The 24,357-nt window shown below is 55.7% G+C and carries 20 protein-coding genes; 12 read left to right on the top strand and 8 right to left on the bottom strand.

Annotated features, from left to right (window positions below; translation table 11 throughout):
• Positions 1 to 879 (top strand): aldehyde dehydrogenase family protein (locus ACWB12_RS02525; RefSeq protein ID WP_479528488.1); only part of this gene is annotated, 879 nt, incomplete at its 5' end.
• A gap of 62 nt (positions 880 to 941) precedes the next feature.
• Here the strand turns inward: ACWB12_RS02525 and ACWB12_RS02530 are convergent.
• Positions 942 to 1,274: a DsrE family protein gene (locus tag ACWB12_RS02530; protein ID WP_479528489.1), complete on the bottom strand. Its 333-nt coding sequence runs from the start codon at positions 1,272 to 1,274 to the stop codon at positions 942 to 944.
• Positions 1,229 to 1,402 carry a hypothetical protein gene (locus ACWB12_RS02535; protein ID WP_479528490.1) on the bottom strand — a complete coding sequence of 58 codons (174 nt, stop codon included), beginning with the start codon at positions 1,400 to 1,402 and terminating at the stop codon, positions 1,229 to 1,231. The genes ACWB12_RS02530 and ACWB12_RS02535 overlap by 46 nt, the downstream gene beginning before the upstream one ends.
• A 166-nt stretch (positions 1,403 to 1,568) precedes the next feature.
• On the opposite strand from ACWB12_RS02535, the gene ACWB12_RS02540 reads away from it, so the two are divergent.
• The 6 genes from ACWB12_RS02540 (at position 1,569) to ACWB12_RS02565 (ending at position 6,911) form a co-directional block, all read left to right on the top strand.
• The gene (locus ACWB12_RS02540; RefSeq protein ID WP_479528491.1) at positions 1,569 to 2,702 is read left to right on the top strand and encodes a carboxylate-amine ligase; all 1,134 of its coding nucleotides are present in this window, start codon (positions 1,569 to 1,571) and stop codon (positions 2,700 to 2,702) included.
• Positions 2,703 to 2,927: 225 nt separating this feature from the next.
• Positions 2,928 to 4,073: an acyl-CoA dehydrogenase family protein gene (locus tag ACWB12_RS02545; RefSeq protein WP_479528492.1), complete on the top strand. Its 1,146-nt coding sequence runs from the start codon at positions 2,928 to 2,930 to the stop codon at positions 4,071 to 4,073.
• Positions 4,073 to 5,107 (top strand): enoyl-CoA hydratase/isomerase family protein, encoded by a 1,035-nt coding sequence (locus ACWB12_RS02550; RefSeq protein ID WP_479528493.1) that lies wholly within the window; start codon positions 4,073 to 4,075, stop codon positions 5,105 to 5,107. Before ACWB12_RS02545 ends, ACWB12_RS02550 begins: the two co-directional genes overlap by 1 nt.
• A 4-nt stretch (positions 5,108 to 5,111) precedes the next feature.
• Positions 5,112 to 5,984, top strand: a complete 873-nt coding sequence (gene mmsB, locus ACWB12_RS02555) for a 3-hydroxyisobutyrate dehydrogenase (RefSeq protein ID WP_479528494.1) — start codon at positions 5,112 to 5,114, stop codon at positions 5,982 to 5,984.
• Positions 5,984 to 6,640, top strand: coding sequence for a Crp/Fnr family transcriptional regulator (locus ACWB12_RS02560; RefSeq protein ID WP_479528495.1), 657 nt, complete (start codon positions 5,984 to 5,986; stop codon positions 6,638 to 6,640). The genes mmsB and ACWB12_RS02560 overlap by 1 nt, the downstream gene beginning before the upstream one ends.
• Before the next feature lie 70 nt (positions 6,641 to 6,710).
• Positions 6,711 to 6,911, top strand: a complete 201-nt coding sequence (locus ACWB12_RS02565) for a YgaP family membrane protein (protein WP_479528496.1) — start codon at positions 6,711 to 6,713, stop codon at positions 6,909 to 6,911.
• Positions 6,912 to 6,969: 58 nt separating this feature from the next.
• Here the strand turns inward: ACWB12_RS02565 and uvrA are convergent, their stop codons facing one another.
• Entirely contained in the window at positions 6,970 to 9,804 is a 2,835-nt protein-coding gene (gene uvrA / locus ACWB12_RS02570) for an excinuclease ABC subunit UvrA (RefSeq protein WP_479528497.1), read from the bottom strand.
• A gap of 169 nt (positions 9,805 to 9,973) precedes the next feature.
• Between uvrA and ACWB12_RS02575 the strand changes: the two genes are divergently transcribed.
• Both ACWB12_RS02575 and ACWB12_RS02580 read left to right on the top strand, forming a co-directional pair.
• Positions 9,974 to 13,285, top strand: coding sequence for a VWA domain-containing protein (locus ACWB12_RS02575; RefSeq protein ID WP_479528498.1), 3,312 nt, complete (start codon positions 9,974 to 9,976; stop codon positions 13,283 to 13,285).
• A gap of 132 nt (positions 13,286 to 13,417) precedes the next feature.
• Complete coding sequence (locus ACWB12_RS02580; protein WP_479528499.1) at positions 13,418 to 13,783, top strand: rhodanese-like domain-containing protein; 366 nt, start codon at positions 13,418 to 13,420, stop codon at positions 13,781 to 13,783.
• 52 nt (positions 13,784 to 13,835) lie between these two features.
• On the opposite strand, the gene lpdA is transcribed toward ACWB12_RS02580, so the two are convergent.
• From lpdA to ACWB12_RS02605, 5 genes are all read right to left on the bottom strand, one after another.
• The gene (gene lpdA / locus ACWB12_RS02585; RefSeq protein ID WP_479528500.1) at positions 13,836 to 15,242 is read right to left on the bottom strand and encodes a dihydrolipoyl dehydrogenase; all 1,407 of its coding nucleotides are present in this window, start codon (positions 15,240 to 15,242) and stop codon (positions 13,836 to 13,838) included.
• Positions 15,243 to 15,358: 116 nt separating this feature from the next.
• On the bottom strand, positions 15,359 to 15,931 hold the full coding sequence (locus ACWB12_RS02590; protein WP_479528501.1) for a DUF924 family protein: 573 nt from the start codon (positions 15,929 to 15,931) through the stop codon (positions 15,359 to 15,361).
• A 75-nt stretch (positions 15,932 to 16,006) separates the two neighbouring features.
• Entirely contained in the window at positions 16,007 to 17,275 is a 1,269-nt protein-coding gene (locus ACWB12_RS02595; RefSeq protein ID WP_479528502.1) for an MFS transporter, read from the bottom strand.
• 75 nt (positions 17,276 to 17,350) lie between these two features.
• Positions 17,351 to 18,418: a tRNA preQ1(34) S-adenosylmethionine ribosyltransferase-isomerase QueA gene (gene queA, locus ACWB12_RS02600; protein WP_479528503.1), complete on the bottom strand. Its 1,068-nt coding sequence runs from the start codon at positions 18,416 to 18,418 to the stop codon at positions 17,351 to 17,353.
• Positions 18,415 to 21,705, bottom strand: coding sequence for a hypothetical protein (locus tag ACWB12_RS02605; RefSeq protein WP_479528504.1), 3,291 nt, complete (start codon positions 21,703 to 21,705; stop codon positions 18,415 to 18,417). The genes queA and ACWB12_RS02605 overlap by 4 nt, the downstream gene beginning before the upstream one ends.
• A 114-nt stretch (positions 21,706 to 21,819) precedes the next feature.
• Between ACWB12_RS02605 and ACWB12_RS02610 the strand changes: the two genes are divergently transcribed.
• The 3 genes from ACWB12_RS02610 (at position 21,820) to ACWB12_RS02620 (ending at position 24,319) form a co-directional block, all read left to right on the top strand.
• Positions 21,820 to 22,302, top strand: a complete 483-nt coding sequence (locus ACWB12_RS02610) for a peroxiredoxin (RefSeq protein ID WP_479528505.1) — start codon at positions 21,820 to 21,822, stop codon at positions 22,300 to 22,302.
• A 219-nt stretch (positions 22,303 to 22,521) separates the two neighbouring features.
• A complete protein-coding gene (locus tag ACWB12_RS02615) occupies positions 22,522 to 23,844 on the top strand; it encodes a DUF5930 domain-containing protein (protein ID WP_479528506.1) in 1,323 nt (440 codons plus the stop codon).
• Positions 23,834 to 24,319: a bactofilin family protein gene (locus tag ACWB12_RS02620; RefSeq protein ID WP_479528507.1), complete on the top strand. Its 486-nt coding sequence runs from the start codon at positions 23,834 to 23,836 to the stop codon at positions 24,317 to 24,319. The genes ACWB12_RS02615 and ACWB12_RS02620 overlap by 11 nt, the downstream gene beginning before the upstream one ends.
• Positions 24,320 to 24,357 lie beyond the last annotated feature (38 nt).

Below are 24,357 nucleotides of genomic sequence, written 5' to 3' on the forward strand. Positions count from 1 at the left end.
GTTGACGCGATGCTGGACAATGACACCGTTCAGGGCATTTCCTTTGTTGGTTCCACCCCTGTTGCGCAATACATCTATTCCCGCGCCACATCGAATGGCAAACGGGCGCAGTGTTTTGGTGGCGCGAAAAACCACATGATCATCATGCCCGATGCCGATATGGACCAAGCTGCCGATGCTATTGTTGGCGCTGGTTTTGGAGCCGCGGGTGAACGCTGTATGGCGATTTCGGTGGCCGTGCCCGTGGGCGAGGGCACTGCTGACCGTTTGATGGAAAAGCTGATGCCACGGGTCGAAAAACTGCGGGTTGCGCCCTACACAGATGGCGATGATGTCGATTACGGCCCCGTTGTTTCGCAAGACGCCAAAGACCGCATTCTGGGTTTGATCCAGTCCGGTGTTGATCAGGGTGCCGATCTGGTGATCGACAACCGTGATTTCAAACTGCAAGGCTACGAGAACGGCTTCTTCGTTGGGCCACACCTGTTTGACAATGTCACCACAGATATGGACATCTACAAGACCGAAATTTTTGGCCCTGTGGTTTGCACCGTGCGCGCCGAAACCTATGATGACGCGCTAAAAATGGTGATGGACCACGAATATGGCAACGGCACCGCGATTTTCACCCGCGATGGCGATACTGCCCGTGACTTTGCCGCCCGCGTCAATATCGGCATGGTCGGCATCAACGTGCCTGTGCCGGTGCCGCTGGCCTATCACAGCTTTGGCGGCTGGAAAAAATCCATGTTTGGCGATCTGAACCAACATGGACATGATTCATTCAAATTCTACAGCCGGACAAAAACTGTGACCTCGCGCTGGCCCTCGGGCATCAAAGAAGGCGGCGAATTTCACTTCAAAGCTATCGACGACTAAACAAAAACCGATTTAAAAAGCCCCCGACATTCCTCGGGGGCTTTTCTTTGGCTGATTGGCTATTACCAGGCCAGTGTTTTGACGTTCGGATCAAACAGCAGGCTTTCGATCAGCGGCCATTTGCCCATCACCACGCCATCAATATAATCGTCCTGGGTCAGCCCTGCCGCCTTGGAACACACCCCACACATGATCACCTGACCACCATCGGTCATGAAATCTGTCAGCAAGTCTTGAATGGATTTACCCGATTCTGCCATCAACCCGTGAACGTGGCTCGCACGTTTTTTGTCGGCCAGATACACTGCACGAACATTCAGCCAGATCGCCACAGGCTCGTGCCCGCCCTTCAGCGCTTTTGATGTGCGAATGAAATCGCCTTGGCTGCCGCCCATGTGTCGTCCGTAGTCAGGTTGACGAACAAGCCCATCTTGCCCTCTTCTGCCTGCGCGGTCTGAACGGGTGCCAGTGCAGCAACCGCAACAAAAGCGACTGCCAGTAGTGATTTGATAAATCTGCGCATTATATTCTCCATGTTTGTGTCTGGCCTCTATGACAGCATCACAACGGCCATGAATTGACACAGGTCAAACCTTCCAGCGCCGGAAGGTTTTAGAGGTGCGGCAAATACACCCAAGCCTTGCCACATCGGTCATTTCCTGTTGAAATCAACTGTGGGAGGACGGATCATGGCCAAAACAGACCCCGCCTTCACCATGGGCGTTGAGGAAGAATACCTTTTGGTCGATCAAGAGACGTACGAACTGGCCCGCGCGCCGCAGGACCTGATGGACAAATGCGCCGCCGAACTCGAAGGCCAAGTCAGCCCTGAATTCCTGCAATGCCAGATCGAAATCGGCACCAAGGTTTGCCACACAATCGGCGAGGCCCGCGAGGATATGAAGCGCCTGCGCAGTTGCATCAGCAAACATGCGTCAGACCACGGGCTGTCCCCCATCGCCGCATCAAGCCACCCGTTTGCCGACTGGAAAGACCAACACCACACCGACAAGGACCGCTATAACGCCCTACGCAAAGATCTGGCAGGCGTAGTGCGCCGGATGCTGATTTGCGGTATGCATGTGCATGTTGGCATCGCGCAAAAAGACCTGCGTATTGATCTGCTGAACCAGCTGACCTATTTTCTGCCGCATCTGCTGGCGCTGTCCACATCCTCGCCGTTTTGGCAGGGCGATGATACGGGGTTGGCCAGCTATCGGCTGACGGTTTTTGACAACTTGCCTCGCACGGGCCTGCCACCACAATTGCGCAGCTGGGGCGAATATGAACGCTCCGTCACAGCGCTTGTCGGGCTGGGTGTGATCGAGGATAGCAGCAAAATCTGGTGGGATTTGCGTCCCTCGGCGCGTTTTCCGACCATAGAATCAAGGATTTGCGATGTTTCTCCGCGCCTGGAACACGCGCTGTCGCTGGCCGCCCTGACCCAATGCCTTGTGCGCATGCTCTGGCGCTTGTCCAAAAAGAACCAGCGCTGGCGGTTGTATGATAACTTTCTGGTTTCCGAGAACCGCTGGCGCGCGCAGCGCTACGGTGTGACGGGTGGGTTGATCGATTTCGGACAACACAAAATCGTGCCGATGGGTGAGTTGGTCGAAGAAATGATCACAATGTTGCATGAAGACGCCGAAGCATTAGGGTGTCTGCCCGAAATCGAAACCGCGCGTGAAATTGCCGCTACAGGCAGCAGCGCGGACCGACAACGCAATATATTTGCGCAATCCCTTAAGGCGGGCAAACCCAAGGATGAAGCCTTGCGCGATGTGGTCCGCCATTTGATCGAGGAATACCACGCTGACTTGTGAAACCGCTTACTGATCGGCAAAGGACTGTTTTCTTTCAAAGAAAACAAACCGAAATCTTTCAAAGATTTCGGGGCGCGGTGGTCATTACATCGCCCCTTTACAATACACCCTTTGAATGCACGCTATTTCAGGTCTGGATTTCGTCCACTCAAGACAGCCTTGCAAAACTCCTGAAAGGATTGGAAATTAAACAGGCTTTCAATTCAACCGATCTGGGAAAAACCGATGGATTTTGCACTGACCGAGGAACAGAGCCTGATTTTTGATATGGCCAAGGCGTTTGGTGAGGAACACATCGCCCCCTTTGCCCGCGATTGGGAAAAAGCAGGTGACATCCCCAAAGACCTGTGGCCCAAACTGGCCGAACTTGGCTTTGGCGGTCTATATGTCTCCGAGGAACATGGCGGCTCCGGCCTGACTCGTCTGGACGCGACATTGGTGTTCGAGGCGCTGTCGATGGCCTGCCCATCGGTCGCCGCGTTCCTGTCGATCCATAATATGTGTGCCGCGATGCTGGATAAATTCGCCTCTGACGAATTGCGTGATAAATACCTGCCCCGCGCCATGACGATGGAAACTATCTTTTCCTACTGCCTGACCGAACCTGCATCTGGCTCTGATGCTGGTGCATTGAAAACCAAAGCGGTGCAAACCGATCAGGGATATGCCCTGACCGGCACCAAGGCGTTTATATCCGGTGGCGGCTATTCCGACGCCTATATCGTCATGGCACGCAGCGGCGAAGATGGGCCAAAAGGCATTTCAGCCTATGTGGTTGATGACGGTGCTGATGGCCTGAGCTTTGGTGGATTAGAGGACAAAATGGGTTGGAGAAGCCAGCCAACCCGCCAAGTGCAGTTGGACAATTGCAACATTCCTATGGTGAATCTGTTGGGAGAGGCCGGCAAAGGTTTCACATATGCCATGAAAGGGTTGGACGGCGGGCGGTTGAACATTTCGGCCTGCTCCTTAGGTGGTGCGCAGGCCGCATTAACCGCAACACTGGCCTATATGGGCGAGCGCAAGGCGTTTGGCCAGCCGATTGACCAGTTTCAGGCCTTGCAATTCCGGCTGGCGGATATGGAAATCGAATTGGCCGCAGCACGGGTATTCCTGCATCAGGCGGCATGGAATCTGGACCAAGGTGCGCCCGATGCGACCAAAGCCTGTGCGATGGCCAAAAAATTCGTCACCGAAACCGGATCAAAGATCGTAAATCAATGCCTGCAGTTGCATGGTGGCTACGGATACCTGGCCGATTACGGCATCGAAAAGCTGGTTCGCGATTTACGGGTGCATGAAATCCTTGAGGGCACGAACGAGATAATGCGGATGATCGTGGCGCGGCAAATATTGGCGGAGCGTGGCTAATGGCCGACATAAACATCCGGATTGAAGGCAAGGTCGGGCGGATCACCCTGAATCGCCCCAAGGCGATGAATGCCCTGACTTACGAGATGTGTCTCGAGATCGAGGCCGCCTTGGACAAATGGCGCGAGGATGACGCCGTCAAAATGTTGCTGATTGATGCGGCAGGCGATCGTGCCTTTTGTGCAGGTGGCGATATCGCCGAAATGTATGCCAGCGGTATGCGCGGCGATTATGAATACGGGCGCAAGTTCTGGCGCGATGAATACCGCCTAAATGCCAAATTATATGAATTCCCCAAACCCGTGGCCAGTTTTATGCAAGGCTTCACCATGGGCGGCGGCGTTGGTGTCGGCTGCCACGGTGACATGCGCGTGGTTGGCAAAACCAGCCAGATCGCCATGCCCGAATGCGGCATTGGTCTGGTGCCGGATGTGGGGGGCTCGCTGATATTGGCGCGTGCGCCAGGGCATCTGGGCGAATACATCGGCAGCACGGGCGCACGACTGGGGCCCGAGGATGCGATCTATGCCGGATTTGCCGATTACTTCGTGCCAGAATCCCAGTGGCCCGCGCTGATTTCTGCACTAGAGGAAAGCGGCGACAAAACCTTGATCGAGACGGCAGCCAAGGCCCCAGCCGCCGGAAACCTAAGGGCGCAAAGTGGCGATATAGAGCGGAATTTTGCAGGCAAAAAGCTGTCTGATATTATCAGCTCCCTAAGATCAGAAGATACTGAATTCACGGCCAGAACATTGAAATCATTGAACAGAAACGCCCCCCTATCAATGGCATGCTCGATAGAAATGACCCGCCGGTTGCGCGGCATTACCGACATTCGCACAGCCTTGGAGCTGGAATACCGCTTCACTTATCGCTCTATGCAGCACGCCGATTTTATCGAAGGTATTCGCGCCGCGATCATCGACAAAACCCGCGATCCTAAATGGAAACACACTCTAACCGATTCCATTGACATGGACGTCACAAATATGCTGCTGCCGCTTGGGGCAGACGCGCTGAAACTTGAGGAGTAAACACATGAAAGTCGGATTTATTGGCCTAGGCAACATGGGCGCCCCGATGGCGGAAAATCTGGCCAAGGCAGGCCACGACGTGACGGGGTTTGATCTGTCAGCCCCCTGCCCCGATGGGGTGAACAAGGCCGCCACTGCAACCGATGCAGCAACGGGTCAGGACGTGGTGATCACCATGCTGCCCAACGGCGCGATCCTGCGCATCGTTGCCGATCAGATCATCCCTGTGATGGCCAAAGGTTCCGTGCTGCTGGATTGCTCGACCGTTGATGTGCAAAGCGCCCGTGCGGTTGCCGAACAAGCCGAGACTGCGGGATTGCAAGCCGTAGATGCCCCCGTTTCGGGCGGCGTTGGCGGCGCTTCGGGCGGCACCCTGACCTTTATGGCGGGCGGCACCGAGGCAGCGTTTGCCAAAGTGAACCCGCTGTTTGACGTCATGGGCCAAAAGGCCGTGCATTGCGGTGTTTCGGGTGCGGGACAATCGGCCAAAATCTGTAACAACATGATCCTTGGTGTCACTATGATAGCCACCTGCGAGGCCTTCGCATTGGCCGATAAATTGGGCCTAGACCGGCAGAAAATGTTCGATGTGGTCAGCACATCGTCGGGCTATTCATGGACCATGAACGCCTATTGCCCCGCGCCCGGGGTTGGCCCGACTTCGCCCGCCGATAACGACTATCAGCCCGGATTTGCCGCCGAATTGATGTTGAAAGACCTGCGCCTGTCGCAACAAGCGGCCGAGGCAGTGGACGCCGACACCCCGATGGGGCATTCTGCAACGGATCTGTATGAACAGTTCGTTGAGAAGGAAGGTGGCGAAGGAATGGATTTTAGCGCAATGCTCCCCCGTTTTGAAAAACGCCATCGCGGTTGATGGGCTGGGTCCAAGACGCCCCTGAACTTGCCACTCTGGACGCGGACACGGCGAACAGACTGAATTCATTAACCCCGATGATTGTGCCTGAGGGCACCGTTCTGTTTTCGCCGGGCGACGCGGTCAAGGGGTATGTGATCGTGTTGCAAGGCCGCGTATCGGTGTCCTTAACCGGTGCATCAGGGCGCGAAATGCTGCTCTATGCGGTCACGCCCGGCCAATCCTGTATTCAGAGCACGCTGGGTTTGATGGGCGGCGATGATTACACCGCCGAAGCTGTCACTGATGAAGATAGCCGTGTGATTTTGCTGCCTAAAGCATTGTTTTTGCAGCTTCTTGATGGGTCTCCCAGTTTTCGCACCCTTGTGTTTGCCGCCTTTGCCGGACGGATGCAAACCATGATGCATCTGTTGGAAAGGATCGCCTTTCAGCGGGTTGAGTGCCGCCTGGCCGCGCATTTGCTGGAGCGCGCCCAACCCTGCGGGCAAATGACGGCCACCCATCAGGAACTGGCCACCGCTGTTGGCAGCGCCCGAGAGGTGATCTCACGCAGGCTGGATGCATGGTCGCGGCGCGGTTGGGTCAAAACCACGCGTGGCAAGGTGGAAATCACGGACCCCGAGGCGCTTAAAACCCTGTCAGACGAGGCTATGTGACCTCGTCACAGACGTGCGGTTAAGAATCAGTTAAGCTTTTTCTCAATTGACATGAAAAAGGAGACACCCCATGTTTAAGAAAAATGTTGGTAATCTTGACCGCATCTTGCGCGTTGTTGTTGGTGCGGCCCTTCTGATCGCTTATTTCGTAATGGAAAACGCAAGCCCTTGGCTGCTGATCGGTATCGTACCGCTGGCGACTGGCCTGATGTCCAGTTGCCCTGCCTACACGCTTTTGGGTCTAAAAACTTGCCCAATGAAAGACAGCTAGGTTCTTAACCATTAGCATTATTACAGGCCCCGCCGCTTCCGCGCGCGGGGTCTTTTGATTAGGTTTTCAGCATCTCTTTTAAATACTGTCCAGTATAACTGCGCGCTTCATCCGCCACCTGCTCCGGCGTGCCAACGGCAACAATCTCGCCACCGCCATCGCCCCCTTCGGGGCCAATGTCGATGATCCAGTCGGCGGTTTTGACCACGTCCAGATTGTGTTCAATCACCACCACCGTATTGCCCTGATCGACCAACTCGTGCAGCACCTCGAGCAGCTTGCGAACATCTTCAAAATGCAAACCCGTCGTGGGTTCGTCCAGAATATATAACGTGCGTCCCGTCGAGCGTTTGGCCAGCTCTTTTGACAGCTTCACCCGCTGTGCCTCACCACCCGACAGCGTGGTCGCCTGCTGGCCGACCTTGATATATCCAAGGCCCACCCGCATCAGCGCATCCATCTTGTCGCGGATGTTGGGGACGGCTTTGAAAAACTCTTGCGCATCCTCGACATTCATATCCAGAACATCCGCTATGCTCTTGCCTTTAAAGCGAATTTCCAAGGTCTCGCGGTTATAGCGCTTGCCCTGACAGGTCTCGCACATCACGTAGACATCGGGCAGGAAATGCATTTCGATCTTGATCAGACCGTCGCCCTTGCAGGCCTCGCAGCGCCCGCCTTTGACGTTGAAAGAAAACCGCCCAGGCTTGTAGCCGCGGGTCTTTGATTCTGGCAGACCAGCAAACCAGTCGCGGATCGGGGTAAAGGCCCCCGTATAGGTCGCAGGGTTGGACCGTGGGGTGCGCCCGATGGCGCGCTGATTGATGTCGATCACCTTGTCCAGATGTTCCAGCCCACGGATGGTTTCACACGACGCTGGCGTTTGCCGCGCCCCATTCAGGCGCATGCTGGCGGTTTTGAACAGGGTTTCGATGGTCAAGGTGGATTTGCCACCGCCAGATACGCCGGTGACACAGGTGAATTTGGCCAACGGGAATTCGGCGGTGACAGATTTCAGGTTATTCCCCGTCGCCTTGACCACCTTGATTTTCTTTTTGTTACCTTTGCGCCGTTCACTGGGCACCGCAATTTCACGCGCCCCCGTCAGGTATTGCCCCGTCAATGACGCCGGATCATTCGCCACCACGTCAGGCGTGCCCTGCGATACCACTTGCCCGCCATGCACACCAGCGCCGGGGCCGATGTCAAACACGTAATCAGCACTGCGGATCGCCTCTTCGTCGTGTTCCACCACAATTACCGTATTGCCCTGATCACGCAGGTTTTTCAGGGTTTGCAACAGACGGCCATTGTCGCGCTGGTGCAGGCCGATGGAGGGCTCGTCCAGCACATATAAAACCCCCGTCAGGCCTGACCCGATCTGGCTGGCCAGCCGAATGCGCTGGCTCTCGCCACCCGACAGGGTGCCGGAATTGCGCGACAGGGTAAGGTAATCCAGTCCCACATTGTTTAGGAACCCCAATCGCTCGACGATCTCTTTCAAAATCGCCCGTGCAATCTCGTTTTTCTGTTTGGTCAGGTGGTTGGGCACATCGGTAAACCAGTCCAGCGCCTCGCGGATCGACATTTGCACCACTTGCCCCGCGTGCTGACCGTTGATTTTCACTGCCAGCGCTTCGGGGCGCAAACGGTAACCGCCACAGGCCTTGCAAGACCGGTTATTCTGGTAACGCTCGAATTCCTCGCGGATCCAGTTTGAATCCGTCTCGCGGTAGCGGCGTTGCATGTTGGGGATCACCCCCTCGAAGGCGCGGGAAACCTCGTAAACCCGTCCACCCTCGTCATAGCGGAATTTGATCTCGGTATCACCGGAGCCACGCAAAAATACGTGCTGCACATCGGCGGGCAAATCCTTCCACGGGGTGCTTTTGTTGAATTTATAATGCTTGGCGATGGATTCGATGGTTTGCAGGAAGTAGGGCGATTTGCCTTTGCGCCACGGGGCCAAAGCGCCGTTATAAAGCGTCAGGGTCTTGTCCGGCACCACCAGTTGTTCATCGAAAAACAGCTCGACCCCCAGCCCGTCGCATTCAGGACAGGCCCCGAAGGGGGCGTTGAAGGAAAACAGGCGCGGTTCAATTTCGGGGATGGTGAAACCGGAAACGGGACAGGCGAATTTTTCGCTAAACACATGGCGTTCAGGCTCGTCGGTTGCTGTCTCAAGAATGGCGATGCCATCGGCCAGATCAAGGGCGGTGCGCAAGCTGTCAGCCAGCCTCGTTTCCATACCTTTGCGCAGCACCAGACGGTCCACCACCACGTCGATATCATGGCGGATTTTTTTGTCCAGCGTGGGGGGCTCATCCAGCTCGTAAAATTCACCATCAACCTTGACACGCTGAAAGCCCTGTTTGCGTAACTCTGCGAATTCCTTGCGGTATTCGCCTTTGCGATCCCGCACAATCGGCGCCAGCAGGTAGGCCCGCAGCCCCACCTCCATGCCCATTATCCGGTCGACCATATCCTGCACTTGCTGGGCCTCGATCGGTTTACCTGTAGCGGGGCTAAAGGGGGTGCCGACACGGGCGAACAACAGGCGCAAATAGTCGTAAATCTCGGTCACAGTGCCGACGGTGGAACGCGGGTTTTTCGACGTGGTTTTCTGTTCAATCGAAATCGCTGGCGACAGGCCCGAGATGTGATCCACATCCGGTTTTTCCATCATATCCAGAAACTGGCGGGCATAGGCCGACAGCGATTCAACGTATCTTCGCTGTCCCTCGGCATAGATCGTATCAAACGCCAAGCTGGATTTCCCCGAACCGGACAAACCGGTGATCACCACCAGCTGATTGCGCGGAATATCCACATCAATGTTTTTTAGATTATGCTCGCGCGCGCCGCGCACCTCGATGTTTTTCTGCTCTGCCATGATCCACCTGTTCACCAGTTCTTAACGGTTAAAGCAAACCAGCCCAAAGGCCAACAAGAAAATGAGAACAAAGAGGGAACTTGTCGTATACGGGTATTCCTTACCTACCTTCCTTAGGGTAACCTGTTTACCATAAGGTCAATTCGCGCATTCATATTGGAATCAGATCATGCTCAAACATCTTTTTGCCGCCGTTCTTTGTCTTCTGCCTGCTCTTGGTTTCGCACAGGAAAAACCCCGTACCATTCTGGTGCTGGATGCATCGGGATCAATGTGGGGCCAAATTGACGGCAAGGCAAAAATCACCATCGCCCAAGAGGTGATAGGTGAATTATTGCAAAGCCTGCCTGCGGATCAGGAATTGGGCCTGACGGTTTATGGCCATCGGCGCAAAGGCGATTGCAGCGATATTGAAACGATGATCCTGCCCGGGGGCGATACGCGCGGGGCGATCGCGGCCGCGGTGAACGCAATCACCCCAAAGGGCAAAACCCCCTTGTCAGCTGCCGTCATTCAGGCCGCCGAAGCGCTGAAATATACCGAAGAGCGCGCAACCGTTATTCTGATTTCGGATGGGCGCGAAACCTGCAATCTAAACACTTGCGAAGTGGGTCGAAGCCTTGAGAAAGCCGGCATTGATTTCACCGCCCACGTCATTGGCTTTGACATAGCGGACGCCAAAGACCGCGCCGAATTGCAATGTCTGGCCGAAGAAACCGGCGGCACATTCCGCACCGCCAGCAATGCCAGCGAATTGAACGAGGCACTGCAAGTGATTGCCGAGCCGGAGCCAACCCCGTTTGAAATCGGGTTTCGCGCAACAGAAGGCGATAACGGGCCGGTTATTTTGGGCCAGCTGGTGTGGGAGCTATTTGACAAGGACGGCGCATCACTGGCGACAACATCCTCCTCGGCCAAGTTGATGACCGTTAATTTGCTGCCCGGGGACTACAGCATCGAAGTGCTGCGCCCCGAGGATGAAGCAAGCGCCAAAACCGGTTTCACGGTTTCCGGTAGCAACATGACCGTAACACTGGTGCTACCTGTTTTGATCCCGCCCGCATCCCTTATAGCGCCCGACACCGCTGTTGCCGGATCGAACATCGCCATTGAATGGGATGGCCCGAACGCCGCGTCCGATTACATCACCGTTGCTGAAATCGGTAGTGCCGGCAATCAGTATGTCGCCTTTGAATATACCCGTGACGGCAGTCCTGCGGTGATAAAAATGCCGCTGAATGAGGGCGAATACCAACTGCGCTATGTGCTGGGTCAGGGCCGTGAGATCATTGCGCGCCGCAAGATCATCATCACCCCTGTCACGGCCACGCTGAACCCGCCTACCCCGATTACCGCAGGCAGCACGTTCGCAATGGAATGGAGCGGGCCTGATTACAAGAATGACTATATTTCTCTGGGCAAACCGGGCAGCGCTGTGAACCAGTATGACACCTTTGAATACACCCGCGAAGGCAGCCCTTTGAAACTGCGCGCACCGACAACGCCGGGCACGTATCTACTGCGCTATATCGCGGCGGGCCCTGATCAACGGGCCCTTGTCACGCAAGAAGTCGAGGTCGTGGCGGTGAGCGCCACGCTTGAAAGCCAAGACACCGTTCCCGCAGGCAGCAAACTTCTGGTTACATGGACGGGGCCGAATGACCAGAACGACTATCTTGCCCTTAACGAGGTCGGCGATGATCTGAATGGCGAGCTGTCCTATGCCTATCTGAAAAACAGCACAGGCGATTCCATCGCCATCGACGTACCCACAACGCCTGGCACATATGAATTGCGTTATATCCAGAACGGCAAGCCCAAGGCCCTGCTGACCTCCAAAACCATCACGGTTGAGCCGGTGCAGGCGACGCTTGAAACGATCAATCCCGCTCCCGCAGGCAGCAAATTGCTGGTCACCTGGACAGGGCCAAATGACCAGAACGATTACATTGCCTTTAACGAGGTTGGCGATGATCTGAATGGCGAGCTGTCTTATGCCTATCTGAAAAACAGCACGGGTGATTCCATCGCCATCGATGTGCCCACCACGCCGGGCACCTACGAGCTGCGCTACATCCAGAACGGCAAACCCAAACGGATGCTGACCGCGAATACCATTACCGTTGAACTGGTCAGCGCCACATTAGAGAGTAAAGACACTGTGCCCGCAGGCAGCAAATTGCTGGTCACCTGGACAGGGCCGAATGACCAGAACGACTATCTCGCGATTAACGAGGTTGGCGATGATCTGAATGGCGAGCTGTCCTATGCGTATCTGAAGAACAGCGTGGGCGATTCAATATCGTTGGAAATCCCCACCATGCCTGGCACCTACGAGTTGCGCTATGTTCAAAATGGCAAACCAAAGGCGCTGCTGGCCAGCAAAACCATCACGGTGGTGCCTGTATCTGCCACGCTCGAGGCCAAGGATTCCATCCCCGCAGGCAGCAAGCTACTGGTCACATGGGCAGGACCAAATGACCAAAACGACTATATCGCCTTGGCCGAGGTTGGCAGCCGTGTGCAGGACGAGGTGGCCTACGCCTATGTCAAGAACAGCAATGACCAGTCCATAGCACTCGACATGCCAACCACCACGGGCACTTACGAGCTGCGCTATATCCAGAACGGATCACCCAAGGTGCAACTGGCATCGCGCCCCCTGACCATCATGGCAGTGACAGCCACGGTTGCATCGGATGACACCGTGGCAGCAGGCGGCAGGCTTGTGGTCAGGTGGACAGGGCCGAACAGTGAAAACGACTATATTTCACTGGCCGAGGTTGGCAGCCCAGTGCAGGACGAAGTGGCCTATGCCTATGTGAAAAACGGCGACGGACAGGCCGTTGCGATCAACATGCCGACCACCACCGGCACCTATGAGTTGCGCTATATCCAGAACGGATCACCCAAGGTGCAACTGGCAATGAAACCGGTGACCATTGAAGCGGTTTCAGCCAGTCTAGAGGCCGACAGCAGCGCCCCCTCTGGTGGCAAATTGCTGGTCAGGTGGACCGGCCCGAATGACAAAAGCGACTATATCTCGATTGCCCAAGTGGGCAGCAGCGTGCAGGACGAAGTGACCTACAGCTATCTGAACAATAGCGACGGACAAGCGATCCTGGTTGATGTCCCCGGAGAGCCTGGCACCTATGAGCTGCGCTACATCCAGAACGGCACCCCCAAAGCCATACTGGCCGTGCGCCCTTTGACGGTTGAATCGGTCAATGCCACCCTATCGACCAAAGAGACCACCGCCCCCGGGTCCAACCTTGTGGTTGAATGGACGGGGCCGGATTATAGCAATGACCGCATCGCCATCAGTCGGGTGGGGGATCAGGGCTATGAAAGTTACGCCTATACACAGGACGGCACCCCCCTGATCGTCAAAGTGCCGGATGCACCTGGTGATTATGAAATCATGTATGTCATGGGACAGGACGGGCATGTGCTGATGCGCCAACCGTTACAGGTGAAATAATACCAAAATCCGGCGCGTTTACCTTTTTACGCGCCGGAAAATTCATCTTTTTCACAAAATCACCTTGATACATTCTGATTTACGAATATATCTAACCACACAATCAATTCTGACACGCGAACAGGAACCGGAATGTTAAACATGTTCAACAAGCAGCCCGCTGGGCCGCAGCTATTGATGACGGATGCCATTAAGCAAGTGGCAGCGGGCACCCTGATCCTGATCGATGTACGTGATGGCAACGAGTTGGCCCAAACCGGCAAAGCCGAAGGTGCAATCCATCTGCCCCTGATGTCTTTCCAGATGAAGGCCGACCCACGCAGCCCGGAAGTAATGCCGGAACTTAACGTTGATACCCCTGTCGGTATCTATTGCGCCACGGGGGCCCGCTCGGGCATGGCAGCGCGTGCGATGATGCAAATGGGTTATAAAACCGTGCATAACCTTGGCGGTCTTGGCAACTGGGCCAATGCCGGCGGCAAAATCGTCCGAGCCTAAAATTCTTTCAAAGAATTTTTCAAGGATTTTTCAAAAATCCTTCACCGCCTACCTACATATGGATCACACGCCCATAAGCATCCAGCACGGATTCATGCATCATTTCCGATAAGGTCGGATGCGGGAACACCGTGCGAATCAAATCTTCCTCGGTGGTTTCCAGCTGGCGGCCCACAACATAACCCTGAATCAGCTCGGTCACCTCGGCGCCAATCATATGCGCTCCCAGTAATTCGCCGGTTTTGGCATCAAATATGGTTTTCACCATGCCTTCTGCTTCACCCAGTGCAATTGCCTTGCCATTACCTATGAACGGAAAGCGGCCCACCTTGATCTCGTATCCCAATTCCTTGGCCTTGGCCTCGGTGTAGCCCACGCTGGCCACTTGTGGCGTGCAATAGGTGCAACCTGCAATGCTCTCGGGGCGCACTGCATGCGGTTTCAGACCTGAAATTAGTTCGGCAACCATCACACCCTCATGGCTTGCTTTATGCGCCAACCACGGCGGGGCGGCGATGTCACCGATGGCGAATAGCCCATCCACACCGGTGCGACAGAATTCGTCCACCACCACATGGCTGCGGTCCAGTTTCACACCCAGCGCTTCCAGCCCCAGATCCTCGGTATTGCCAACAATCCCGACCGCAGAAATTACCGTGTCATACACATGCTTCTCGACCTTGCCGCCAACCTCGATATGCGCCGTCACCTTGCCTTTTGCGCGGTCCAGCTGCTTGACCATGGATTTCTCCATGATCTTCATGCCTTGTTTCACAAACTGCTTTTTGGCGAACTTAGAAATCTCGACATCCTCGACCGGCAACACCCGATCCATCACCTCAACCACTGTAGTATCCGCACCTAATGTGTTGTAAAAACTGGCAAATTCAATGCCAATCGCACCCGACCCGATCACCAATAGTTTTTTGGGCATATGCGGCGGGTTCAATGCGTGCTTATAGGTCCAGACCAGTTCGCCATCGGCTTCAAACCCTGGCAATTCACGGGCCCGCGCACCGGTAGCTAGGATGATGTTCTTGGCCGTTAATTCCTGAACGCCCTTATCGGTTTTTACCGAAACGCGCCCCTTGGCGGGCAATGTCGCTGCGCCCATCACCACCGTGATCTTGTTCTTTTTCATCAAATGGCCAATGCCACCCGACAACTGCCCAGCCACATCGCGCGACCGCTTTACCACCGCGTCCAGATCATAGTCGATCTTGCCCGCAGACAGGCCGAATTCACCGGCCCGTTGCATCAGATGAAACACCTCGCTGGATCGCAGCAGCGCCTTTGTCGGAATGCAGCCCCAGTTCAGGCAAATTCCACCCAGATGCTCGCGCTCCACAATCACCACGCGCAATCCCAGCTGTGCCGCCCGAATTGCCGCGACATAGCCGCCCGGCCCTGCTCCGACAACAATCACATCATAGGTCTCAGGCTTTGTATCTGCGGGCATAGGAATCTCTCCAGTTGATAAACTAGTTTGATATTAAACTATCCAGCAAACAGCATCAATGCGCAGGATGTAAAATGGCCGGAAAGGTGCTATCCGGCTGATATCACTGATATAAATTATGCCTGAACAGCCTGAACCGCCACGCTATAGCCGCCTTGCTCCATAAACACCATTTCCAGATCGGTATCACGACGTGCAAGTGCGACGTTGCGGTAAGGAAACCGCCCGAACCGCCGGATCACTTCGCGATGTGCCTTGGCGTGCAGCAGGTTGGATTCACCTGTCTCGGGCATCCGCGTTTTGAACAGGCAAATGCTACGTTCCTGATCGGTCAGACATTCCGAATGCATCAGTGGTAGATAGAAAAACTGCCGCTGTGGTTCGGCTACTTTCAAATCCCACTTTTTCTCGATCGCTTTTTTGGCCGCACACCGCGCCATTTTATCGGTGGCAAAGGCATCACCGCTTTCACGAAACATATTTCGGGAAAATTGGTCCACCACGATCAGATAGGCCAGCATCGTGTCGGGCCTTAATTTCCAGTCCGCAAGGCCACCATCGCGGGCCTCTTCCCATGTCGTTAAAAACCGCTTACGGATCGTCGCGTCAACCGCGTCATCCGCCATATACCACCCTTTTGGCCCAACTTCGTTCAGCCAAAAATCAGTCACCTCACTTGGGTTAAGCATGGACGACTCCCTTGCACAATGCTTCCCTCTTAAAGGGACCGTTGCAAAACTTTTATGATTTGGCAATAACCTTTTTCAATCATTCGTTTCAGTGTTGTTTTCTTCCTCCAGTGCGGTTTCGATAAACACCTCTTGGGCCAGCTCGACGGCCACGGGGGATGCAGAAGCCATGATCGGCATATAGCTGCCGGTTTTTTCAACCGGCGTGGCCGCGCGTTGGGTCATCCGGTAGGCGGCATACCCCGTCAAAGCGAACATCAGGACTGCCAGAAACAGAAAAAATCCAGCGGGGCCAAACACCCCCATGATCCACCCCGTAATCAGTGGCCCCGAAATGGCCCCCAACCCGTTGATAAACACCAATCCACCCGCCGCCGCTGCCATGTCGTCATGCTCAAGGAAATCATTGGTATAGGCGATCAGCAGCGCATAGAGCGGGTTCGACATGCCGCCAACGACGAAAACTGTGCCCAATAGCAGGGTAAAATTACTCTCGAACACATACCCCAGCGACGCAGCAATCCCGCCCACCAGCGAAATCAGAAAGATCAGTTTGCGTCGATCCACCCGATCGGAAATCCAGCCGATCGGATATTGCAGCAGCAACGCCCCGATATAGAGCGTCGAGACAAACATCGAGATTTCCCCAAGGCTCATCCCTGCCAATGACCCGTAAACCGCCGACATGCCGAATTGTGCCGAAAATATCCCGCCCAGAATAAACATGCCAACGCAGCTTAGCGGCGACAGGTGGTAAAGGTCGCGCAGGCTCATCGGCTTGGTGGTGTCAAACGCCGGTGTCGGGCTGATCGACAGCAGGATCGGCGCAAACGATATCGAAACCAGCACGGACGAGACCACAAACAGGATATATCCTGACGGATCACCCAGCACCAACAGCCCTTGGGCCGTAACCACCCCCGCCATTTGCACAATCATATATAGCGACAGTGCTTGGCCGCGGTTTTCATTGGTGGCCGAGTTGTTCAACCAGCTTTCGGCCGTCACATACACACCCGAGAAACAAAACCCGATCGCCACGCGCCCCAATGCCCAGGCAGCAGGGTGCGCGATAGCCGGATACAGGATCAACACCGCCGAAATGAAGGACGCCAGCGCCGCAAACACCCGCACATGTCCAACCCGTCGGATCAGTCCAGGCGTCATGCGTGATCCGCCCAGAAAACCAATAAAATAAGCCGACATCACGATGGACATATTGAAGGTCGAGAACCCTTCCAGCCCGCCACGCACCCCCAGCAACGTGCCTTGTAGCCCGTTGCCGATCATCAATAACAGCATGCCCAGCAGCAACGCCCACGAGCTTCTCAGCACTTGTAACATGTCGTCTCTCCGCGCGGTTTTCCGATGATTATCGTGGCGACATCCAAATAGATTCGCTACCTATACGGCGACGCTTTAACGTCGCGTTTGGCCCGAGGGAAACAAAATCGACGCATCGCCATAAGAAAAGAACCTATAGCCCTGCGAAATCGCGTGTTTGTAGATGTCGCGCACGGTTTGCGTGCCCATCATTGCCGACACCAGCATCATCAATGTGGATTTGGGCAAATGGAAATTGGTCATCAACGCGTCCGCCACTAAAAACCTGTATCCGGGGCGGATGAAAATGTCAGTGGTTCCGCTCCACGGCTGCAACTGACCGTCCGCATTGGCCGCACTTTCAATCAGGCGCAACGCTGTGGTGCCAACTGGAATAACCCACCCACCGGCCTTATGCGTCGCATTCACCTCGTCCGCCGCTTGCTGGCTGACATCGCCCCATTCCGAATGCATTTTGTGCTGGCTAACGTCATCCACCTTGACCGGCAGGAACGTGCCCGCCCCGACATGCAGCGTTACATGAGTAAATTCGACCCCCTTGGCGGCAATTTTTGCCAACAGATCATCGTCAAAATGCAACGATGCCGTGGGGGCTGCCACCGCGCCCTTATGGCAGGCGAAAACTGTTTGGTAGTCTTGTTTATCTTGTGCATCGGCGGGCCGTTTAGCCGCGATATAGGGCGGTAAAGGCATCGCCCCCGCCTGCGCCAAAGCGGCGTCAAAATCATCGCCGATCAGGTTGAACTGCAAAATTGCAGTGCCATCGACCTTATCGACCAGTCGTGCCGTCAGATCGCCCGAAAACACCACATCTTCGTCAATCTTCAGTTTTTTCAATGACTTGACCAGCGCCATCCAGCATCCATCCGGTTGTGGCTCCAGCAATGTTACCTCGATTTTCGCCGATACCGCGCCTTGGGCACTCATCCGGTGGCGCAACCCGAACAGGCGCGCGGGGATTACCTTGGTGTCGTTCAGCACCAACCGGTCCCCTGCCCGCAAAACGTCTGGTAAGTCAGTAACGCGCTGATCAGAAATCGCGTCGCCATGCGCCACCAGCATCCGCGCTGACGTGCGGGGCCGCGCGGGCCGCGTGGCAATCAACGCCTCGGGCAGATCAAAATCAAAATCGGACAGCTTCATTCGGCAACTTTCGGTGGTGGGCGTTTGAACAGCTCGCGGAACATCCCCGGAGTAAGGATCGACAACGGATTGACCCGCACCTTTGGGTCTGCTGCTTTGCCGGTCATCCGGTAGTTAAATCCGAACAGCCCTTCGCCCCTTCGGGTGAAAATCCGGCCAATCCCGTTCAGGAAATAGATCGGTGAAATCACCCCTTGGATATCCAGCGTGCCAACCCCCAAATTATAAACCCCGTCCATCGAAACCCCCATCGACGCGCCAACCGCGCTGCCCGATGTGATAATCACCTGTCGCGGGGTCAGGCGGAACCGCACCTGATAGTCAGCAAAGACAATGCCCTGCCCGTTCAACTGCTCCAGCAACCCGATACCACTGATTGCGCCCAGCAGATCGGCCATTGCAGGTGCCCCTCTGACACGGATTTTTTTGCCGGACAATCGCCCGTTATACTGCCCCTCGTATCCTTTGCGCGGGATCAGCGTTAAATCCATGCTGCCCCCCCGAACCGAATCCAGAACACCTGCGGCGCGAAACACCGCCCCTGCATCCTCGGATTTGATCCGGAACGAACTGCCGCCCTTGGACGGCACCACAACGCCCGATATCGGCGCCTTGCCGTTTAGCCGAGCGGTGAAATCACCTGTGAACCCGCGGCGGCGTGTAAATACACCGCGAAATCCAGTCAGGGTAATGCCTTCGGATACAATCAACCGGTCCAGCGCCACTGTCAGCTTGCCGCCCGCACCTGCCCCTGATGATCCGCTGCCAAATGTAGTTTTGCGCGTGTCGATAAGGCCGCCAGACACCTTGACCGATGGTGTTGCGCCGCGCCCGCGCCCGATCAGTTCAATCGGTGCGTCCAGCCACCCTGCCAGCCGCACCCGCGAGAACCGTGCCGATTTCAGATCACCATTGGGCGTCAATGTCACCTTGCCCACGGCCCGCAGCCCCGCGCCTTCGATCACCAGTTTGTCGATGCGCGGTGGCGAGCCAAGCGTGCCAACAACCTCGAGCCGGCCTTTGCCATTTTTGGGCAGCGACCAACCCAGATCGGCCAGCCGCAAACCTACTCGGTTCAAATCTGAAACCAGCCGGAATTTTGATGCCTGCCCACGGCGCAAGTCAATCTCGATCCGCCCTAAACCTGCACCCGACACACTGCCTTTGGGCAACCCGATGCCAAATTCGCTGACAAAGCGCTGTGACAGCTCGACCGTGCCCTCAAGCCGCGATAAGCCTGCATATTCTGGCCCCATCCGCTGGTGCCATTTGCCCTGCACAGGCACCTGCCCCAGCCGGCCAGCCCCCGAAATTTCAACATCGTCAGGGGTTGCGGTCAGGGCCAGTTTGTCGGCGGTCAGAACCCGCCCCTCGACCAGTTTTGTGCTGCGCACATTCGACAGCGTGGCAGCCACATCGTAATCCACATCCTCAACCACTATTTTCTTGACCAGTCGCAGCCGGATTTCACCAGTAATATCGGCCTGCCCCGTCGCCAGATCAATCGGCTGACCTGCCTTGGTCATCACCTTAAATGGTGGCTGATCCAGCAGAGACATTGCCGCTTGTATTGGTCCCCGCGCCCGAAGGCTAACAACAGCAGGCGGCCCTTTAATGTTGATATCCGGTATCTGGAAAACAGTGCCGGTCACATCCAGAACCCCGCCCACCGGTGCCGTCACTTTCCCCTTTTCCACCACCACAGTCAGCAGATCGGCCGCAATAGTTCCATGCCCTGCACCGTTTTTAACCGGTGGCAGAGTTTTCATGTAGCGCACATCGGCGCCATCGAATTCATAACCAAGCGCAAAGACCGGTTTCTCGCCTGTGTTCACCCGTAATGATCCGTTAACATTGAATATTCTGGCGCTGTTTACATTGCTCTCGATCCAGTCACGGGTGCCGGGAATTGCGGCAAGTGGCCAAAGGGCCACCAGCCGGTCCGGCGCGATCTCGCTCGCCTTGGCGTCCATCGCCACATGCCAGCCCGTGGTGTTTGCCTTGATCTCGCCTTTGACCAGATAGCTTTGCGCCCCGTCCTCGACCACGGCCTGCCCGACCGTCAGGGTGAACGGATCGAGCCGCAACCGCAGATCCGCAGCCCCGCCCGACACGACCACAGGGGCTGCAAATATTCCTTCGGGGTTCACAACACCTTCGATTATCCGGAACTGCCCCAACATCACCGCCGGAACCCCGTCGGTGACCTCGCGCAAATAGGCTTGGCCTTCGGCCACCAGCAGGCCCGCTTCGGTTTTCACCGACAGTTCGTCAAAGCGGATTTTTTGCGCCGCTGGATCAAATCCGAAATAGGCGCGACCAGAATTGAACGCAATTGCGCGCGCATCATCCGTGGGGCGCAATGACCCTTCGCCAATTTCCAAAGTGACGTTCATTTTCCCCAACAGCCCGTCTTCGCCAATTTTGGCCCGCAACGCGCCCGATATTGGTGCATCCAACACCTCGAGCCATGCCAGCGCCGGTATCTGGCTGGCCAGATCACGTGCTGCAACCTGTTCTATCACTACCCCGAAACTGGCCCCCGCTGACCCCTTTTGCGTTTGAAACGTCATTTCTGCAGTTGCTGGCTGTTCCGCCCCGTAATCCAGATCAAACCCAAGGCTGATCCCGACCTTTTGCGTGTCCTGACCCAGCCGCAACTTTCCATCCGTCAACAACCAGCCGCGTCGCGCCCGTGCGTCCGAAAAGTTCAGCGTTAACTGGCTAAGATCAATCGTTTCAATGGTTGCGAGCACGGGCGTTTCAAACGCGATGTCAACACTGTCCAGCAATTCAGCCAATGTCGTCGTTGGTGAGGTGCCTCCCCCCATCACGACGCCAAAGCCAAGATCGAATTCACCGTTTCGGGCGCGGCGTAGGTTGATCGCCGCCCGCTCCAGCCGCACATCCGTCGGTCGCACCTCGCCTTTCAACAGCGCATTTGGCGAAAGCGATGCACTGGCTGTCGTGACCTGTGCAACGACAACGTCGCTTGCGTTGCGCAGCACCAAGTTTTGCACCGTCACGGTGGGCTTGAAACCCTTTTCAAATTTCAACTCGATCGCCTGAAACTGCACGTCACCATCCGACACCACCGAATTCAGCTGCTCCAGAATCCGCGTCTGCATCCATTCGGGTGCTTTGAACGATTTGCCGGACACCGCAAACAGCAACAACCCGACCGCCACCAGCAAAACCACCAATTTGGCCAGCCCCCACAGACCATAGCCCGCGCGTTTACGGCGGCGCTTGCGCTTCTCTGCTTTGATGGCCTTCTCTTCGCTCATTACCCTATTCGTGCCTTTATATAGGTGTCATCTCGACAGAACACCGATACGTCCCTTTATATTTGCCCGTAAAGCCTTAAAACTAAACCTGAAAAATGAACAGTGAGGTATGACATGCTAAAAACCGCCCAAATCGCACCCGATTTCACCCTGCCCTGTGATGGTGGGCCCAGTGATACTGACGCCGACATTACACTATCTGAGCTGCGCCCTGCCCCGGTCGTGCTGTTTTTCTATCCCCGCGATGACACGCCGGGCTGCACGCTTGAGGCGCGTGCCTTTACCGAACTGTTGCCCGAATTCAAAAACCTCGGGGCATATGTCTTTGGCATCTCGAAAGACAGCCTTGCCAAACATGGTAAATTCCGCAGCAAATATGATCTGACGATGCCCCTGCTGTCCGATGCAGATAGCCATGTCTGCGAGAATTACGGCGTGTGGGGCGAGAAAAAGATGTACGGCAAGACGTTCATGGGCATCGCCCGCACCACCTTTTTGATTGATGCTGCGGGTAAAATCGCCAGCATTTGGCCAAAGGTCAAAGTCGAGGGCCACGCCGAAGAGGTGCTGGAAGCGCTGCGTCAGCTACGGGCCTGACCGCCCCCTGCGACACCCCGCCGCGGCAAATGCAGGATTTGTCCTATATGCTCCGAACCATAGGCAAAAACCCGCCTGTTTTCGGTTGAACCGTGAGATAAGCCAAGGGAACTGCTCAAATTTCTTGCCCCAGAGTCCCCACTCCGTTAATCAAGCTGGGCAAGGCTGCGTTATGGGGACATATGCTTGCACGCACGGCAAACAGATAGGGCATCAGTTTTGACTTCTCAAATACTCACGAAAATAGACGCTGTTCTAGGGCGAAAATTCCCTGAACGCCGCATGTTTCTGCGCTCAGACACAGACACAAAATTCATCCGCCTGACCCCCAGCACCCAATTGCTGGGCTGGGTCGGCAGCACTGCAATTTTCGCCTGGGCCATCATCGCCACTGCGGTATTGTTGATGGACAACATCGGGTCGGGCAATCTGCGCGATCAGGCAAAACGCGAACAGATCGCCTATGAAACGCGGCTGAATTCCCTATCGGTAGAACGCGACATCCGCGCCAAAGAAGCCGAATCTGCACGCGAACGCTTCAACGTCGCTCTGGCCCAGATTTCCGAAATGCAATCCGCATTACTGGCCTCCGAGGATCGGCGTGCCGAACTGGAAAAAGGCATCGACGTAATCCAGTCCACCCTGCGCAACACTATGGGTGAGCGTGACAAGGCCCGAAATGAAACCGCGCAGCTGTCGTTTGAGCTAAACGGCACGCCGCAAGGCGGCAAAACCGCTGCCGGGCGCGTTGATGACGCTGTCGGCACCGTTGATTTTCTGACCGCCGCGCTGGAAAGCACTGCAGCCGAGCGCGACCAGATCGCCACTGATGCGGAAAAAGCGTTTGATTACGCCCGCGAGCTGGAGTTTCAGGCCGAAGTGGTCAAGGAACGTAATGACCGCATCTTTACCCAACTCGAAGATGCGATGACAATTTCGGTCAAACCACTGGACAAAATGTTCAGTGCCGCTGGCCTGTCCAGCGACAGCCTGATTTCACAAGTGCGCCGCGGGTATTCCGGACAAGGTGGTCCGCTAATGCCGCTGTCCTATTCGACAATGGGGCAAGAACCGGATGCAGATACCCTGCGCGCCAATGGTATCTTGAACAATCTGGACCGGCTGAACCTGTATCGCATCGCCGCGCAAAAGGCGCCCTTTGCCCTGCCGGTTAAATCCGCATTCCGCTTTACATCCGGTTTTGGGATGCGCTGGGGGCGGATGCACAAAGGCACTGATTTCGCCGCCTCCCAAGGCACCCCGATCTATGCCACCGCCGATGGCGTCGTCTATTCGGCCGGTTGGGGGCAGGGATATGGCAAACTGGTCAAAATCCAGCACGCCTTCGGGATCGAAACCCGCTATGCCCATATGTCAAAAATTCTTGTGAAGGCTGGCCAAAGGGTCTCGCGCGGGCAGCAAATTGGTGCTATGGGGAATACTGGACGTTCTACAGGCACGCATTTACACTATGAAGTGCGCGTCGGCGGCAAAGCCGTTAACCCGATGACTTATATCAAGGCAGCAAAAGATGTTTTCTAAGAGCAAAATCAATGAACCTGGCCCCAAAGCGGGCGCAAGTGACAAACCGGCAGCAAAAGACGCGCCGAAACCCGCAAGCGATTTTCAGGCAACCGCCCCGAAACCAAAGCCCCCTGCATCTGTGCTATCTTCCGATCTGCACATCAAAGGGAACCTGAAAACCTCGGGCGACATCCTGGTCGAGGGTCAGGTGGATGGCGACATTCGCGCCCATCTGCTAACGGTTGGCGAGGGCGCCACGATCAAAGGCGAAGTGATGGCCGATGATGTGGTGGTGAATGGTCGCGTTGTGGGCCGTGTGCGCGGCCTGAAGGTGCGCTTGACTTCCAGTGCGCGGGTTGAAGGCGACATCATCCACAAAACAATCGCAATTGAATCAGGTGCCCATTTTGAAGGCTCGGTTCAGCGTCAGGATGACCCCCTTAGCAAGGCAGGAAAATCCACACCTTTGCCGAAACCTGCCGACAAAGCCTGATAATTTCAGGATTGAATTTTCAACGGGTGCCGCTGCTA

This window comes from Profundibacter sp., from assembly GCF_056498605.1.

Coding starts and splice junctions, on each gene's coding strand:
- ACWB12_RS02530 (WP_479528489.1), bottom strand. CDS start 1,274: ATGGGCGGCAGCCAAGGCGATTTCATTCGCACATCAAAAGCGCTGAAG.
- ACWB12_RS02535 (WP_479528490.1), bottom strand. CDS start 1,402: ATGCGCAGATTTATCAAATCACTACTGGCAGTCGCTTTTGTTGCGGTT.
- ACWB12_RS02540 (WP_479528491.1), top strand. CDS start 1,569: ATGGCCAAAACAGACCCCGCCTTCACCATGGGCGTTGAGGAAGAATAC.
- ACWB12_RS02545 (WP_479528492.1), top strand. CDS start 2,928: ATGGATTTTGCACTGACCGAGGAACAGAGCCTGATTTTTGATATGGCC.
- ACWB12_RS02550 (WP_479528493.1), top strand. CDS start 4,073: ATGGCCGACATAAACATCCGGATTGAAGGCAAGGTCGGGCGGATCACC.
- mmsB (WP_479528494.1), top strand. CDS start 5,112: ATGAAAGTCGGATTTATTGGCCTAGGCAACATGGGCGCCCCGATGGCG.
- ACWB12_RS02560 (WP_479528495.1), top strand. CDS start 5,984: ATGGGCTGGGTCCAAGACGCCCCTGAACTTGCCACTCTGGACGCGGAC.
- ACWB12_RS02565 (WP_479528496.1), top strand. CDS start 6,711: ATGTTTAAGAAAAATGTTGGTAATCTTGACCGCATCTTGCGCGTTGTT.
- uvrA (WP_479528497.1), bottom strand. CDS start 9,804: ATGGCAGAGCAGAAAAACATCGAGGTGCGCGGCGCGCGCGAGCATAAT.
- ACWB12_RS02575 (WP_479528498.1), top strand. CDS start 9,974: ATGCTCAAACATCTTTTTGCCGCCGTTCTTTGTCTTCTGCCTGCTCTT.
- ACWB12_RS02580 (WP_479528499.1), top strand. CDS start 13,418: ATGTTAAACATGTTCAACAAGCAGCCCGCTGGGCCGCAGCTATTGATG.
- lpdA (WP_479528500.1), bottom strand. CDS start 15,242: ATGCCCGCAGATACAAAGCCTGAGACCTATGATGTGATTGTTGTCGGA.
- ACWB12_RS02590 (WP_479528501.1), bottom strand. CDS start 15,931: ATGCTTAACCCAAGTGAGGTGACTGATTTTTGGCTGAACGAAGTTGGG.
- ACWB12_RS02595 (WP_479528502.1), bottom strand. CDS start 17,275: ATGTTACAAGTGCTGAGAAGCTCGTGGGCGTTGCTGCTGGGCATGCTG.
- queA (WP_479528503.1), bottom strand. CDS start 18,418: ATGAAGCTGTCCGATTTTGATTTTGATCTGCCCGAGGCGTTGATTGCC.
- ACWB12_RS02605 (WP_479528504.1), bottom strand. CDS start 21,705: ATGAGCGAAGAGAAGGCCATCAAAGCAGAGAAGCGCAAGCGCCGCCGT.
- ACWB12_RS02610 (WP_479528505.1), top strand. CDS start 21,820: ATGCTAAAAACCGCCCAAATCGCACCCGATTTCACCCTGCCCTGTGAT.
- ACWB12_RS02620 (WP_479528507.1), top strand. CDS start 23,834: ATGTTTTCTAAGAGCAAAATCAATGAACCTGGCCCCAAAGCGGGCGCA.